General features: G+C 40.1%; 14 protein-coding genes. 4 read left to right on the top strand and 10 right to left on the bottom strand.

The features are described from left to right. Positions 1-475: 475 nt before the first annotated feature. Together argS and AC1DOS_RS04085 are read right to left on the bottom strand one after the other, a co-directional pair. Positions 476-2143 (bottom strand): arginine--tRNA ligase, encoded by a 1668-nt coding sequence (gene argS, locus AC1DOS_RS04090; RefSeq protein WP_477536486.1) that lies wholly within the window; start codon positions 2141-2143, stop codon positions 476-478. Further along, a complete protein-coding gene (locus AC1DOS_RS04085; protein ID WP_477536485.1) occupies positions 2140-2562 on the bottom strand; it encodes a YwiB family protein in 423 nt (140 codons plus the stop codon). Before AC1DOS_RS04085 ends, argS begins: the two co-directional genes overlap by 4 nt. A 188-nt stretch (positions 2563-2750) precedes the next feature. On the opposite strand from AC1DOS_RS04085, the gene AC1DOS_RS04080 reads away from it, so the two are divergent. After that, complete coding sequence (locus AC1DOS_RS04080) at positions 2751-3848, top strand: GGDEF domain-containing protein (RefSeq protein ID WP_108586143.1); 1098 nt, start codon at positions 2751-2753, stop codon at positions 3846-3848. A 224-nt stretch (positions 3849-4072) separates the two neighbouring features. Here AC1DOS_RS04080 and speB read toward each other — a convergent pair whose 3' ends face one another. Then, positions 4073-4948 carry an agmatinase gene (speB, locus tag AC1DOS_RS04075; protein ID WP_108586144.1) on the bottom strand — a complete coding sequence of 292 codons (876 nt, stop codon included), beginning with the start codon at positions 4946-4948 and terminating at the stop codon, positions 4073-4075. Between the two features lie 3 nt (positions 4949-4951). Beyond that, on the bottom strand, positions 4952-5785 hold the full coding sequence (gene speE / locus AC1DOS_RS04070; protein ID WP_108586145.1) for a spermidine synthase: 834 nt from the start codon (positions 5783-5785) through the stop codon (positions 4952-4954). A gap of 287 nt (positions 5786-6072) precedes the next feature. Here speE and AC1DOS_RS04065 point away from each other — a divergent pair, with 287 nt between their 5' ends. Beyond that, positions 6073-8166 (top strand): transglycosylase domain-containing protein, encoded by a 2094-nt coding sequence (locus tag AC1DOS_RS04065; protein ID WP_108586146.1) that lies wholly within the window; start codon positions 6073-6075, stop codon positions 8164-8166. A gap of 397 nt (positions 8167-8563) precedes the next feature. On the opposite strand, the gene AC1DOS_RS04060 is transcribed toward AC1DOS_RS04065, so the two are convergent. Continuing rightward, on the bottom strand, positions 8564-9079 hold the full coding sequence (locus tag AC1DOS_RS04060) for a YwhD family protein (protein ID WP_108586147.1): 516 nt from the start codon (positions 9077-9079) through the stop codon (positions 8564-8566). 67 nt (positions 9080-9146) lie between these two features. Between AC1DOS_RS04060 and AC1DOS_RS04055 the strand changes: the two genes are divergently transcribed. After that, positions 9147-9332 (top strand): 2-hydroxymuconate tautomerase, encoded by a 186-nt coding sequence (locus tag AC1DOS_RS04055; RefSeq protein ID WP_019414477.1) that lies wholly within the window; start codon positions 9147-9149, stop codon positions 9330-9332. Between the two features lie 398 nt (positions 9333-9730). Here AC1DOS_RS04055 and AC1DOS_RS04050 read toward each other — a convergent pair whose 3' ends face one another. The 3 genes from AC1DOS_RS04050 to AC1DOS_RS04040 form a co-directional block, all read right to left on the bottom strand. Continuing rightward, complete coding sequence (locus AC1DOS_RS04050) at positions 9731-10237, bottom strand: YwgA family protein (protein ID WP_108586149.1); 507 nt, start codon at positions 10235-10237, stop codon at positions 9731-9733. Positions 10238-10255: 18 nt separating this feature from the next. Continuing rightward, positions 10256-11560 carry an HD domain-containing protein gene (locus tag AC1DOS_RS04045; protein WP_108586150.1) on the bottom strand — a complete coding sequence of 435 codons (1305 nt, stop codon included), beginning with the start codon at positions 11558-11560 and terminating at the stop codon, positions 10256-10258. 168 nt (positions 11561-11728) lie between these two features. Next, on the bottom strand, positions 11729-11950 hold the full coding sequence (locus AC1DOS_RS04040) for a YuzB family protein (RefSeq protein ID WP_108586151.1): 222 nt from the start codon (positions 11948-11950) through the stop codon (positions 11729-11731). 166 nt (positions 11951-12116) lie between these two features. On the opposite strand from AC1DOS_RS04040, the gene AC1DOS_RS04035 reads away from it, so the two are divergent. Further along, entirely contained in the window at positions 12117-12749 is a 633-nt protein-coding gene (locus tag AC1DOS_RS04035; protein WP_108586152.1) for an RsfA family transcriptional regulator, read from the top strand. A gap of 57 nt (positions 12750-12806) precedes the next feature. Here AC1DOS_RS04035 and lipL read toward each other — a convergent pair whose 3' ends face one another. Further along, positions 12807-13655 (bottom strand): octanoyl-[GcvH]:protein N-octanoyltransferase, encoded by an 849-nt coding sequence (gene lipL / locus AC1DOS_RS04030; RefSeq protein ID WP_477536484.1) that lies wholly within the window; start codon positions 13653-13655, stop codon positions 12807-12809. A 1-nt stretch (position 13656) separates the two neighbouring features. Beyond that, the coding region (gene pta / locus AC1DOS_RS04025) for a phosphate acetyltransferase (protein ID WP_477536483.1) at positions 13657-14295 on the bottom strand (639 nt) is incomplete at its 5' end.

The raw sequence follows: 14295 nt of genomic DNA, 5'->3' as shown, positions 1-14295 counted from the left end.
GTTTTTGTCTTTCCTGTTGTAACTTGATATAGCGGATACTACTACGTTTATTTTATATTTGTAACACTTGGTCTATTATTACGTACTTTAACTGGCGGCACTTGGTTAAAACGAGTTCAAGAAATCGCACAAAAAAGTGCGTCTCCATTTATTATGGAAACGCACCTTGAATGAGGAATAATAGATCACTTATTATTTACTGTTTTTCGGATTCAGTTTACTGTGTCATGATAAGCCACACAAAAAACCCTTTCCATGTGAATAAAGATGAAGGCTACGTAGCCATACGTGTAGGCACTTCCTGGGTGCTTCCGCCTCTCTTCCTTATTCATTAGGAGGGTGTAGCACGTTGGCTTTCCAAAGCTCCCCGGAAACCTGAGTGATAAAGTTCAATTGCTTTTGCATTCTTATCATTATTCGGCAAACAAAAACAGCCATTTCACATCTAACTTGTGAAATGGCTGTTGTTAATTTTCTACATTTTTTCTGGAGCGCTTACGCCGATTAGACGAAGTGCATTTGCTATGGTTGTGCGGACTGCAGTGATGAGAGCAAGTCTTGCACGGGTCATATCTTCGTTCGAATCATCTAATACTTTTTCAGCATTGTAGAAGCTATGGAAAGTTGCTGCTAGTTCTTGAATGTATGTTGCCAGGCGGTGTGGAGAGCGAATTTTCGCTGCATCTGCCACGACTTGTGGGAAGTCGCCCACTTTCTTTAAGACATCGATTTCTTTTTCAGCTTGCAGCAAGTTTAGTTGATCCTCTGAAGCACTGAATCCTTGTTCTGCTGCAGAGCGCAAAATTGAGCTAATACGTGCATGTGCATATTGTGCGTAGAACACAGGGTTTTCGTTCGATTGTGAAACTGCCAAATCTAAATCGAAGTCCATATGTGAATCACCAGAACGCATGGCGAAGAAGTAACGAACAGCGTCTAAGCCAACCTCTTCTACAAGTTCACGCATGGTAACAGCTTTACCTGTACGTTTGCTCATTTTCATTTTTTCGCCGTCTTTGTACAATTGCACCATTTGTATAATGCTGACTTCAAGTGTATCGTTACCATTTCCAAGTGCTTGAATTGCGGCTTTCATACGCGGAATGTAACCGTGGTGATCAGCGCCCCAAATGTTGATTAACTTTTCAAAACCACGCGCAATTTTATCTTCATGATACGCAATATCAGGTGTTAAATAAGTAAATGAACCGTCATTTTTAATGAGTACACGGTCTTTGTCGTCACCAAATGTTGTTGAACGGAACCAAGTCGCGCCTTCTTCTTCAAAGACGTGACCATTTGCACGTAATTTATCTAGAGCCACTTCTATCTTGCCGTTTTCATATAAAGAAGTTTCTGAGTACCATTCGTCAAAATTAACACGAAAATCCGCTAAATCTTGTTGTAATTTAGCAAGTTCTACTTTTAGACCATGTGAGCGGAAGAATGCAAAACGCTCTTCGGCAGATTTCTCAAGTAACGCTTCACCATGCTCATTTGCCATAGCTTGGGCAATTTCAATAATGTCTTTGCCATGATAGCCATCTTCCGGCATTTCTGCGTCTTGACCTAGAGCTTGCTTATAGCGAGCTTCTAATGAGTACGCTAGGTTGTTTATTTGGTTCCCTGCATCGTTAATATAGTATTCGCGTGAAACGTTATAGCCTGCATAATCCAGGACATTACATAAAGAATCACCGACAGATGCACCACGAGCATGACCTAAATGCAAGTCGCCTGTTGGATTAGCTGATACAAACTCTACTTGAATCTTTTGATTCCCACCCGCATTTGAACGACCATAATCAGCACCTTGTGCAAGCACTGCTTTTACTACATCAGCTAAGTAATCCTTACGAATCGAAATATTCATAAATCCAGGACCAGCTATCTCGATTTTCTCGATAACTGTACCTGATGTTTCAAGATTTTCTAGAATCGCTTCTGCTATCGCACGAGGTGGTTTTTTAGCAAGTTTCGTTAGCTGCATGGCAATATTGGTTGCGTAATCACCGTTCGCTTTGTCGCGAGGGGCTTCTAAATGAATGGCTGGAAGGCCTTCTGTGTCTGTTAATTGTGCTTTTAAAATAGCTTGTTGTAACGCTTCTTTTATGGATTGTTGAACTTGTTCTACTGCGTTCATTGAGATCCCTCCGTGTAATGAAATTCGAGTGTGTATTCGCCAACGGGTTGTCCGCTCACGGTTAAATCATATTGAACGACAAAATTTCCATCGTTTTTATTTTTTTCAAACGCTATTTTTCGCGTCATGGTCGAAACCATTAATACGCCATATTCGCTTTCATAACTGCCTGTCTGTTGTGAATTCTCCAAGAACGGAAGTCGCATATTTACTCCGCCACTTCGCAAAACGAGTGCTTCTGTTTCGCCCATTTTGACGGTGGTGTTAATTTTATTATCGTCTTGCATTTCTTCATATTTTAAATAAGAATTTCCTCTTTTTTCAATAATAGTGCCAGATGCCCATAATTCATAAATTTCCGGTTCTTCGTTAGGTTGCCGAATGGTCGTTTTTAACTTTACTTTTACTTGTGTGTTCAAGACAAGTCCACCCGCTTCCTTTTGTATGATTTCAATATAACCTTTTTATTATAAGGCATTTTACCCCTTCATTTCAAATAACGTTTTATTATCGGTTTTCATATCACTTTACCTATAAAAAATTTTCCGCAATTGTATTTTTATGTATGATATACTGACGCTAGAATTTTGTTTGGGAGGCGAAAGTCATGCTTTTCGATTTGCTGATAAATTTTTGTATCTTATTTACTTTTGCCGTCTTATCTTACTGGCCCTTTCAAGATACTGTACGCTCTAATTTTCCGTTTCTGAAAGCTCATCCGTATATTATTGGAATTATGTCCGGTCTAGCTGGCTTTATTTTAATGGAATCGTCGGTTGACTTGTCAGATACGATTATGGTTGATGCCAGACATGTTGTGATTGTCATTGCCGGAATTTTGGGAGGACCTATAGCCCCTATTATTAGTGGACTTATTATTGGTTTAGCGCGTATTTTTATGACGGATGCTGTCACGATCCCAGGCCTTCTTGGAGGGTTAAATGTGAGCGTTTTGGGGATTGTTATAGGATTATTTAGTTTTAAATATCCGATGACCTTCAAAAATGCTCATCGTTATTTTTATTATGCAACCGCTCAAACTGCAGTACTAATTGCCATCTTAATTCATCAAACAACTACTAATTATTTGCATATTGTGTATTTTATTTTATACTCAGCCTTCTCATTCTTTACGGTATTATTTATTCTAATCGAGTTAAACGGCCATTTTAAGAAATTTCGACATACTGAATTGTTGGCGGAAACAGATTATTTAACTGGTCTTTATAATAACCGTAAGTTTGAGCAACTGACACATTCCTACATAACGGATTCAACGAAACCATTCAGTATGATTTCAATAGACATTGATCACTTTAAGAAAGTGAACGATCTTTATGGACATCCGATTGGTGATGAAATTTTGAAAGAACTTGGAGCTCGACTAAAAAACCTAGTCTCTTCGCGGGAAGGATACGTTACTCGAAACGGTGGCGAACAATTTGTTGTGTTACTGCCAAATTCTCCTCCTGCCATGGGGCTTGATTTAGGTGAACGCATTCGCTCAAGTATTGCACGGAGCCCTTTCCCAGTTTCAGATAATCAACAAGAACAAGTGACCATTACCGTCTCAATCGGTGTCAGTTCATATCCTGATAATGGAATGACTATTCAAGAACTTTATAGTGCTGCAGATACAGCTATGTATGAAGCGAAAGCGATTGGTCGTAATCGCGTTTTCCACTACACAAATAGAAAAGCGTGATGCTCTCATTATTGAGAAGCATCACGCTTTTTCTATATCATCCGTCGAATGCGTGGAACTTTACCATACAATTATTAAAACTTGTGAAGGATTCTAGTCTCTATACACTGTCTAGTTCCAAGCGCCAGCTCGCACCTAAGCTTCAGTAACTCATGCGGAAACAGGTTTCCGATTCGTTCCTTCCAACACCGGTGTCGGGCTAGATTGACGCTCTCCACTTTTCTTTATTTTAACCAACCTAATAGCATTTCACGAATTAATTTGCTCGCCGTGTTAGCCGTTTGTTCAGATGAGTCGTAAATTGGAGCAACCTCAACTAAGTCAAAGCCAACAACGTTGACGTCTGATCCAGCGATTGCATGGATAGAAGCTAACAACTCACGAGATGTAATACCACCGCAGTCTACTGTTCCAGTACCTGGTGCATGTGCAGGATCAAGTACATCAATATCAATGGTTACATAAACAGGACGACCTGCAAGTGTTGGTAAAATTTCTTTTAATGGCTCGAGTACTTCAAATTTCGAGATGTGCATGCCGTTTTCTTTTGCCCACACGAACTCTTCTTTCATACCTGAACGAATGCCAAATGAATAGACGTTTTTTGGTCCGATATGGTCGGCAATTTTACGAATAGGTGTTGAATGAGAAAGTGCTTCCCCTTCATAAGACACGCGTAAATCCGTATGTGCATCCATGTGAATAATAGCTAAATCCGGATGTTTTTCCGCTACAGCTTTCATCACTGGCCACGATACTAAATGTTCGCCTCCCATACCAACAGGAATTTTTCCATCTTGCAAAAGTTGGCGAACGAATCCTTCGATGTAATCTATACTTTTCTGTGGGTTTCCGAATGGTAATGGAATATCCCCTGCATCAAAGTATTTTACGTCATCAAGATCACGGTCTAAATAAGGACTATATTCTTCCAAACCAATCGACACTTCACGAATGCGTTGAGGGCCAAATCGTGAACCTGGACGGTAACTAACTGTCCAGTCCATTGGCATGCCATAAATGACAGCTTGTGATTCATCATAATTCGGATGACTTTTTATAAAGACATTTCCTGAATAAGCTTCATCAAATCTCTCCATGTATTATTCCCCCGTTAAATCTTTCACGAACTTCGGTAACACGAATGCCGCCGTATGCAATTCTTTCGTGTAGTATTTCGTGTCGATTTCATGGAAACGTGAATCTTCCACTTTAAGTGGATCGTATTTTTTTGAACCTAATGTGAAACACCATAGACCGCTTGGGTAAGTCGGAATGTTAGCAGTATATAAACGAGTGATAGGGAAAATTTCTTTCACGTCTTTTTGAACTTGCTTGATTAAATCTGGTGTAAACCAAGGGTTGTCCGACTGTGCCACAAAAATTCCATCTTCTTTTAATGCTTTTGAAATGCCTGCATAGAAACCTTTTGAGAACAAGTTCACAGCTGGTCCTACAGGTTCAGTTGAATCCACCATGATGACATCATATTCATTTTCAGCTTTAGCAATGTGCATAAAACCGTCGCCTACTTGTACTTCTACACGTGGGTTTTCTAACTCTGATGCGATTGTTGGTAAATATTTTTTAGAGTACTCGATTACTTTGCCATCGATATCGACAAGTGTTGCTTTCTTCACTTGTGGATGTTTCATAATTTCTCGAATCACGCCACCGTCTCCGCCGCCTACTACTAAGACGTTTTCAGGGTTTGGATGTGTGAATAATGGCACGTGTGCCACCATTTCATGATAAACGAATTCGTCTTTTTCCGAAGTCATTACCATGCCGTCTAGGAATAACATATTGCCCCATTCCGCCGTTTCCGCCATTTCGAGCAATTGGAAATCCGTTTGCTCCGTATGCAAGGTACGGTTCACCTTCATCGTAATGCCAAAATTCTCGGTTTGTTTTTCTGTAAACCAAAATCCAGCCATAATGCATTCTCCTTTACTTACGAGGTTAGTGGATCCGTTCCCGGCATGTAGCGAAAAAGAACGCGGTCTGCCGAAAAACAAATACAGAGAAAGTATAGAGGTTTTTTGTAAAAGTGCAACTGTTTTTTCTTAACAGTCTTATTCAGATTTCATTACGGCGCATTTTATACGCGAGAATTTAATTAAATATACGTATGTTGTTAACTATTTTATCCGAAATCTGCGTTTAATCTGGACATGAAGTTACCATACTACTAAAAACTATCGATGAATGGATTGATGTCAAATTGGGACGAGTTGATTTGAAACTTCAAAAACGAAAACGTCAAAAAATTCGATCCGTTTTTTGGTACCTCCTTGTTTCATTAAGTGCATTATGCACCATTCTGTTAGCATTACGCATTTATGCACAAGTTCTCGGACCTCCTTCACTTGCGGTTTCAAAAGCAACCGTTTTTTTAGATCGTAACAGTCATTCAATAGGAGACCGTTTTGCTGAACAGCGCCGATATTGGGTTGAGTTAGAAGACATGTCCCCATTTATTAGCGAAGCCATTTTGGCAGTGGAAGATCAAGAATTTTATGAGCATAACGGATTTGATTACACACGGATTGCATCTGCCTTATTAAAAGACGTCAAAGCGATGCGAAAAGTTGAAGGCGCAAGTACCATAACCCAGCAGTATGCACGTAATTTGTATTTAACACATGACAAAACGTGGACACGCAAAGCGAAAGAAGCTTTGTATGCATACCGTATGGAAGTTTTTTATGAAAAAGATGTGTTGTTAGAAGGATATTTAAATACGGTGTACTTTGGACACGGTATGTACGGAGTAGAAGCTGCAAGTCGGTTTTATTTTGGTAAGCCAAGTAAGGATTTAACACTAGCTGAATCAGCCTTACTTATTTCCATTCCAAAAGGACCGAGTATCTATTCACCATTGATTAACTCAGAAAATGCATACGAACGACAAAATGTTGTACTTACATTAATGGAATCTCAAAACATGGTGACGACTGAAGCTGTAAAACGGGCAAAAGACGAAAAAATCGTCTTAAAAAATGAAGAATGGAAAGCCACAAAGAGTGTTGCACCGTACTTCTTGGACGAAGCTTGGAAAGAAGCCGAACGAATTTTAAAATCAAAAGGTCGAGCAATTGCAGAAGGTGGCTGGACAATTGAAACAACTTTGGTCACACAACACCAAAAAGTTGCGGAAGAAGTTATTGCCGAGTGGCTACCAAATAATAGCCTTGAAGTTGGGTTTGTCAGTATGGAACCAGAAACTGGCTACGTAACGGCATTAGTCGGCGGTCGTTCTTACTCCAATAGTCCATTTAACCGCGTGACACAAGCGAAGCGCCAACCCGGCTCAACCATTAAACCATTGTTATATGCGGCAGCTCTAGAAGAAGGGTTCTCTCCTTTGACCTTTTTAGAAAGTGAAAAAACAATTTTCACTTATGACGATGGACGCTCTAAATACGAACCTAATAATGTGAACGGTGAGTTTGCGAACCATCCGATTTCGTTAGCGCAAGCACTAGCAATTTCAGATAATATTTATGCCGTGAAAACACTTGAAAAAGTGGGATATAAACCTTTCCGTTCAGTTTTGGAGAGATTAGGTGTGAAAACATCAGCTCAAAATTCTCCCTCCATGGCGCTTGGAACGTCTGAAGTAACATTAAAAGATCTAACAGGTGCTTTTAATAAAATTGCAGGCGGAGGATTGGATCGAAAAATCCAAACTGTGTTATCTATTAAAGATAGCCAAGGCGAAGTGGTATTTGAAGCGAATCCAGCTGAACGTAAAGATGATGACCGCGTGATGTCTAAGGACGATGCATTCATTTTAACTCACTTAATGACGGGCATGTTTGATCCCGTTTTCAATGATTATGCACCTGCAACAGGCTTATCTATTCGAGGGAAACAAACGCGACCATATGCTGCAAAATCAGGAACGACAAATTCAGATCAAGTGTTAGTTGGTTACTCCCCTTCATTAACCGCAGGTGTTTGGAATGGCTATGATGAAGGAAGAGAATTGCAGCTTGCAGAAGATAAACAAACGACAAAAAATATTTGGATCGATTTTATGGAGAAAGCTCATCAAGGCGTTTCGCCTGAACCATTCCTGCCAACCAAAGGTGTGAGTGGCACCATTATTGACATTGAAACTGGTGGATTAGCCGTATCTGAATGTTCGAAGCAAAGATTAGTGTACTTGAAACGGGAAGACATACCGAAGCGATTATGTACAGATCCTAAGCTACAGAAACAGTTAGTAGATGACATTGAAGATAACGAAATGATTGAAATGGATAGTGACGATCCATGGTCAATGTTCCCATTCTCATTCTTTAGGAATTGATATTTTTAATTGAATTGGGGTTTAATCCTTTTCAAATGGTTTTATTCCCTTTCAAGTGAGGTTTATTCCTTCTCACAGTAGGTTTATTCCCGTTCACTGTTCAGTGAGGCTTATATTTCTGTTTTATTTCAATAAAAAAAGCTTTCTCTTCCACGGCGAATTAACGTCCGATGGAACAGAAAGCTTTTTTCTTGGTTAGTGCTGACATGAGAAACATGCGGCATTCGGCTTGGGTTTGACACAAATGTCGCATGGCGCTCATGTACAGACACGTTTCCAATTGTCCTAGCTCACCTTTTGCAAGCTATATTTTAAGTGTACTTGCTTTGGTAGATAGATTCAACCTCAGATAAGTCGAGGATGAAAATGTCACAATTTGTACAACTCTTTGACAATATTATACACTTAATGCGTTATGCAGTTTTTCATCACTTCTCGCCCACATTTCAGCGTTGTGTGTTTGTAAAAAGTTTCTCAAGAGCACTTTTGACTCATCGTCCATATGATCAACGATAATGTGGCGTTTCATCGATTTGTCCATTCGATTGACATGGTCAGCAAGAAGTTTGAAGCCGCGTCGTTTTTCACGGTTGATGATCATTTCACACCCTGTAACTCCCGCATAGTAAGGACCATTGGCTTTATGATCAATCGTTACCCAAACGAGCCAAAATAATTTACCACCTTCTGAATCTTGACGATTGGTAGTGAATTTTATGCCCCGCTCCGTATCGCTTCGAGCGTGCATTGCACCGATTTCGACCTTCGCTATTTTTTCCTTGACATCAATAATGACCGGTGAAACATGCTCAAGTGTTAATGAGCCAATTCCAAATCCTCCGTGACCATCAGTCGGATCGTTTTTTATAATAGTAAATCCAAGTTTTTGTTTTGGTTTTTCTTCATTTGCCATACGCTATCAACCCCCATTCTGTTATTATAACCAATATACAAAATTTTGTGTAAAAGGAGGAACTCCAATGCCATACGTAACAGTCAAAATGTTAGAAGGCCGCACTGACGAGCAAAAACGTGCACTAGTAGAAAAAGTAACGGCAGCTGTTGCCGAAACAACAAACGCGCCTGTTGAAAACGTAGTTGTCTTCATCGAAGATATGCCAAAAAACCACTACGCAGTAGCAGGAAAACTATTTAGCGACAAATAAGGTTCGAAGCCGCAAGTACGAGGCTAATGCCTCAACGGCTTCATGACCCACTCTCGTGGGCCCAAGCTCCAAGCGCTACTTTAGGCCGACGCCGGCGCTGGAAACTCCGATTCGAAAGCYTGCTTTCGCATCGGTATGGAAGAAAGGCTAAGTTCGCGACGTCCTGGTGCTCCTGCGGTTACTCGTCGCAAAATGCAGTGCTAAGAAATTTCGCAACGCCTTCATGACCCACCTCCTGTGGSCCCAAGCTTAGGTGCGGTCTGGCGCTTGTAGCTAGACAAATAGGGTTCCAAGCGGTATTACGAAGCTAATACCTCAACGGCTCTCGTGGGTGCAATTTGTGCTTCGAGCCAAGTTCAAAAAAACTAGGACGGCTCCTTTTTGTGAGCCGTCCTTTTTTAACAAGTTATGACTGTTTGAAGTTCTTCAATAAAAGAAAAAGCTTCTTCTATTTCCTTTTCAGAAAAGTTTAATTTCCCTTTGACAACATGTAATTTTTCGATTTGCTCATCCCTTGGAAGATGATCGAAGTATAGCAATGTTGACACCATCTCAAGAAAGCGTGAACTTTTGATATTTAAGCGCTCAATACAGTGATCGAGATTTTTATGATGACTCGTCATTGTCGATAAAAATTGACGTCCTTCTTCGGTGCATGCATACGTGTATTGTACGTATGAACCCTTATCCTCCATTTTTTCAGATAAAAAAGCCATATTGCACAATTCTTCTACTCGCAAAGTGAGCTCTTCTGAATAAGGGCCGTATATGTGAAATTGGTACTTTTCTTGGAATGGAAAGTTCATTTTCTTTGCGATGTACACCATTTTTTGCAATTTTTTACGTCCTGCTACCTCACCAGCAAGTGTAATAAACTGCACGATTTTTGCGTGTTCTTGTAACAATTTAGTCCACCTCCAACTTTAAGCTTCTCCGAGCAATAACTGCAAAATTTGTTTTTTCACAGCTTTTTTCTTCGTATCCTGTGTTAATAAATCTTCTGGGAAATATAATTTATGGTCTGTTCTTCTTTTACCGGAAATGGCCTCAACAATGTCAGAAGACCTCGACAGCTCGCTTAGTTCATTATTCGGCATTAATAAATGAATCGGCACTCGTTCGCCTTCTTCACCCGGACGATAAAAATCATATGGTAAATCGGATGATGAATCGAATACTAAATAATAGGCAGGATTGATCCCTGCTTTTTTAAACAGTTGCTCGAGCTCAGCCAATTTCCGATAGTCTTTTGCAGGATCAAATTCAATGTATTGAAATAAACGACGATTGATAAAACGATCACATAGATCTGAGAGGATTTCATCTTCTTCGTGAACCCACTCTTGAAAATATGTCATAACTATCCCTTCATCCAACGCGATGTAATCAGCTAATGAAAAGGTTTGATTAAAAAACGTTTTGAAATGTCGTGGTTCATATGAAAATTTATAGCCACTTAAACTTAATTCTTTCGCGCGGTGAAGAGCCTTCGTCAAAACCACTTCTGCACTCCTTGAAACCGGATGGAAATACACTTGCCAATACATTTGATAGCGACTCATAATGTAGTCTTCTACCGCATGCATCCCACTTTGTTTAATAACTACTTGATCTTCTCGTGGACGCATTACACGCAAAATACGTTCCATATCAAAATGGCCGTAACTCACACCTGTGTAGTAAGCATCTCGTTGTAAATAATCCATGCGGTCAGCATCGATTTGGCTAGAAATTAAGCTCACTGCTAGTTTATTGGTATATGTCTTGGCAATAACGTCAGACACATGTTGTGGAAATTCAGGTGATACACGCTTCAAAATTTCGTTAACTTCCGTATCTCCTAGCAAAATTGCTTGAGTGAATTTCTCATGATCAAGATCAAAAACGTGTTCAAACGCATGGGAAAATGGACCATGGCCGAGGTCATGAAGAAGAGCTGCACAAAGAACGACCAGTCGTTCTGACTCATCCCACTCTGGACGACCTTTGAAGATATCATCAATAATGCGTCTTACAACTTCGTATACACCAAGAGAATGATTAAAGCGACTATGTTCAGCCCCATGGAACACAAGATAAGTTGTGCCGAGCTGTTTAATCCGTCGTAATCGCTGAAATTCACGTGCTCCGATTAAATCCCAAATGACTTGGTCACGTACATGAATATAACGGTGAACCGGGTCTTTGAATACTTTTTCTTCAGCTAACTTTTGTGTTGCATAATTCACGTGAACACCCCATTTCAATAGAAAACAGAAATCGCCATTTTAGCTCGAAAATGTGACACTTTATTAATATAATAAATCTTATATATACCTTTTAGTAGAAAGAAAAAACCACCTTCCGGAAAGGCGGTAAAAGTATGAGAATTTATATAAACTGTTGTTACGAGATTGTTACTTTAGCTTGGCGCGTACTTTCCCCATCAATTCATCCTCAGTAAGCGCAGCAACGGGTCGGTTGTTTACAAACACGAATGTTTTTTTACGGCCCGGACCACAGTAAGAATGACACGCAATATCAATTGTTGCGTGTGGATCGATCTCTTTTAACTTAGGAATTAATGTTTTTAAATTTACGGCCAGACAATCATCGCAAACTCTGAATTCGTTTGCCATTTGCCTACAACCCTTTCTATTTTTGATAAAAAGTCTTTCCGTCATTGTACCGTATATTTCTTCTTTGATTCAAGCACATCTATTTTTTTCAGTGAATAAAACCTGTCAATCTTGTACAAGCTTGAAGTAGAACATCAAAACTATTAACAATTCGGGAGGGACATGTATGGTAAAAATAAGACAAGATGCTTGGCTAGATGAAAATGACGAATTGCTTGCAGAAACCGTGCTGCGACACGTACGAGAAGGAAGCACTCAACTAAACGCATTTGAAGAAGCTGGAGATACTTTGAATCGTACCGCAGCTGCTTGCGGATTCCGTTGGAACGCAGTTGTAAGAAGAGAATACGAGAAAGATTTAAGAGAAGCGAAAAAAGATCGTAAACAAAAATTGCGTGTCCTTGGTAAAGAATATCGTCGCAGAGGTCAATCTCTGTTTCTCGTAGGAAGTGAAGAACAACAACAAGAACGAGTTCAAATTCCGATTTCTTCTCTATCATTAGATGTGGTCATTGCTTACTTATTACGATTGCAACAAAGTGGGACTGGCGAAGGAGAATCTCATCGCTGGCGCGCATTGCTATCTCATTCACAAGAAAAAATTAAGCAACTTGAACGTGACGTTGCTCGATTAGAAAATGAAAATTCAACAATTCGTGAAGACTACGAACAGTTCGTTCATATCATGAATCGCGCTCGACGTTTAGTAACATTAAATGATGACGCTGAAAATGTTTCACCTGTATTCCAAATGGAACGTAACGGCAATTTAGTTGCAAAAGAACCACCAATCAATTGATTGGCGGTTCTTTTTTCATGAAATGACTATTTTGACGAAAATTTAGTTGATGGAAGCTTAGTCCTCAAATTTTGTCAGCATTTTTTGGTTGCGTTCAACAACTCGCGTTAAGTAATACATATATAAATCCGTTTCGCTCGGTTGGAGCGATTGCATATGAACATTGTCGATCATGTGGTTCATTAAACGCTGGGCGTGGATAACGGTATCTTGAACCGTCACACTTTCACCTAGTATTTCGCTTATTGAGGCCATCACTTCCGGGACAATAACTGGGTAGATGAATTTCGTTTGAGTGCCTTGTAATCCAGCTTCATAGAAATCTCGAATGATTTTAGCTCGTTCTGTTCCGCTACCTTCTATACATAAATAAATTTGGACCGCAATACCATGCCGCAATCGTCTTTGTGAGATTCCTGCAAATTTCTTTCCATCAACACTCAAATCATACGATCCTGGGCAATAGGAACCGACTATTTCATAGGCTTCTATACGGTCCGCAATTTGTGGGAAAAGATAGCGAACGAATTCGACCATGATATCGTATCCTGCATTAATATCAATTGCCTGATCTTTTTCAGATACAATTATGGAGATATTTAAAACACCACTATCTAAAACAACAGCAAGTCCACCTGAGTTTCGAACAATGGATTGAAATCCATGGTCTTGTATGGCATCACGACTTGCAGCTATATGTGGGAGTCGATGGTCTTGTATGCCTAAGACAACTGTGTTTTCGTGAACCCATGTGCGAATGGTAGGCAGCGACGAACCTTTCCCTACTAGTTCACACAACATATCGTCTGCAGCAAATGATTCGAGTGCAGATTTCGATCGTCCACTCATCGACTGATCCCAAAAACGCCATTCTTTATTGGCAAATAAATTGTTGAAATCCGACATCTTATTCTCCTGCCATCACGCTTTGAGCAGCGGTTATTAATACTAATTTGTAAACATCGTCTGCTGAACAGCCACGGGACAAGTCATTCACCGGCATATTTAAACCTTGTAAAATTGGACCTATTGCTTCAAATCCACCAAGTCTCTCAGTTAATTTGTAGCCAATGTTCCCTGCTTCAAGCGACGGGAATACGAAGACATTCGCATCTCCTTGGATGCTGGAGCCTGGTGCTTTTTTCTTCGCCACTGCAGGTACAAATGCAGCGTCAAATTGAAATTCTCCATCAATGTTAATGGATGGCGCTTTTTCTTGAGCAAGCCTCGTTGCTTCTGCAACTTTTTGTGTTTCCGGTGAAACTGCTGAACCTTTTGTTGAAAATGAAAGCATCGCCACTTTAGGCTCTATACTGAAAGCTTTTGCTGTTTTCGCGCTTTGCACAGCAATTTCTGCAAGGTCCTCACTCGTTGGAGCAATGGTAATCGCACAGTCAGCGAAGACATAACGTTCTTCCCCGCGAACCATAATAAATGCACCACTCGTTTTGGATACTCCAGGTTGGGTTTTAATAATTTGCAATGCCGGACGCACAGTATCAGCCGTTGTATGAATTGCACCACTGACTAACCCTTGAGCGTACCC

This window comes from Paenisporosarcina sp. P5_A11 (genome assembly GCF_056400705.1).
This window is presented reverse-complemented; position numbering and strand designations above follow the sequence as displayed.

Coding starts and splice junctions, on each gene's coding strand:
- AC1DOS_RS04040 (WP_108586151.1), bottom strand. CDS start 11,950: ATGGCAAACGAATTCAGAGTTTGCGATGATTGTCTGGCCGTAAATTTA.
- AC1DOS_RS04055 (WP_019414477.1), top strand. CDS start 9,147: ATGCCATACGTAACAGTCAAAATGTTAGAAGGCCGCACTGACGAGCAA.
- lipL (WP_477536484.1), bottom strand. CDS start 13,655: ATGTCGGATTTCAACAATTTATTTGCCAATAAAGAATGGCGTTTTTGG.
- argS (WP_477536486.1), bottom strand. CDS start 2,143: ATGAACGCAGTAGAACAAGTTCAACAATCCATAAAAGAAGCGTTACAA.
- speB (WP_108586144.1), bottom strand. CDS start 4,948: ATGGAGAGATTTGATGAAGCTTATTCAGGAAATGTCTTTATAAAAAGT.
- AC1DOS_RS04080 (WP_108586143.1), top strand. CDS start 2,751: ATGCTTTTCGATTTGCTGATAAATTTTTGTATCTTATTTACTTTTGCC.
- AC1DOS_RS04035 (WP_108586152.1), top strand. CDS start 12,117: ATGGTAAAAATAAGACAAGATGCTTGGCTAGATGAAAATGACGAATTG.
- speE (WP_108586145.1), bottom strand. CDS start 5,785: ATGGCTGGATTTTGGTTTACAGAAAAACAAACCGAGAATTTTGGCATT.
- AC1DOS_RS04060 (WP_108586147.1), bottom strand. CDS start 9,079: ATGGCAAATGAAGAAAAACCAAAACAAAAACTTGGATTTACTATTATA.